1 protein-coding gene is annotated in these 1,061 nt (G+C 75.7%); it reads right to left on the bottom strand.

The genetic code is table 11. The features are described from left to right. Positions 1 to 170: 170 nt before the first annotated feature. Positions 171 to 1,061, bottom strand: an 891-nt coding sequence (locus ABZ281_RS50375; protein WP_356665654.1) for a CDP-glycerol glycerophosphotransferase family protein, incomplete at its 5' end; no start/stop codon positions are given.

Below are 1,061 nucleotides of genomic sequence, written 5' to 3'. Positions count from 1 at the left end.
GATCCAGCGCCGCCGGTAGCCCAGCACGAACAGGGCCGCGGTGGGCACGGCGACCAGGGCGGCATGCCACCGGTGCACCGGCCACCGCGACTCGGCGACCGCCGGGGCCCGGGCCGAGGAGGCCCGCTGACCCGGCAGGGAGGGAACGGCCTCGGGGGTTGCGGGGGTTCTCATCCCTCGATCAGCGCCTCGGAGCGGGTGCGGACACCCTCGGTCCGGCGGGCCGCGGGCAGCAGCGCACCGCCCCGCTCGCCCAGCATCAGCAACCGGACGACCCGCTCGGCGGCCCGGCCGTCCTCGAACTCGCAGTACCGTTCCCGGAAGCCGGTCCGCAGCCGCGCCGCCTCCGCGTCCTGCCAGGTGCCGGACGCGAACAGCCTGGCCAGCTCCCGGTACGAGCGCGACACATGGCCCGGAGCGTCGGCCGTGACGTCGAAGTAGGCGCCCCGGCTCGCCGTGAACGCCCCCCAGTCGTCGGCGTGGACGACGATCGGCCGGTCCAGCAGGGCGTAGTCGAACATCAGGGCGGAGTAGTCGGTGACCAGCACGTCGCAGGCGAGCATCACGTCCTCGACGTGCGGCTCGTCGGTCGCGTCCACCAGCACGCCCCGCCGGTGCAGGTCGGACAGGCCCAGACCCCGCGCGATCCCCACCGCCAGGGACGGGTGCAGCCGGACGACCAGCGTGTGCCCGGGGCCCAGGTCAGCGGCGAACCGGGCCGGGTCGAACCGGTCGACATGGCCGCCCCGCCGGTAGTCGCGCCGGGTCGGGGCGTAGAGCACGGCCGTGTGGTCGGCGGGGATGCCGAGCCGCTCGCGCACCTCCCCGCCCCGTTCCGGACCGGCGCCGAACAGCACGTCGTTGCGCGGGCTGCCGGTGCGCAGCGAGGTGAAGTCGCACGGGTACGCCCGCTCCCACGCCCGCTCCGCGTGCCGCCCCGCGACCAGGCTGTAGTCCCAGCGGTCGGCGCGGCGCAGCATCTGCGGCACGTCGAACCCGTGCCGGGGGCCGTACATCGCCTGCCGCGCGGCCCGTTCGAAGTCGTCGACGAGGACGGTGGC

Origin of the sequence: Streptomyces sp. NPDC006265, from assembly GCF_040613555.1 — a bacterium.
Lineage (GTDB): Bacteria > Actinomycetota > Actinomycetes > Streptomycetales > Streptomycetaceae > Streptomyces.
The sequence above is the reverse complement of the archived record's forward strand: the minus strand, read 5'-3'. Positions and strand labels throughout refer to the sequence as shown.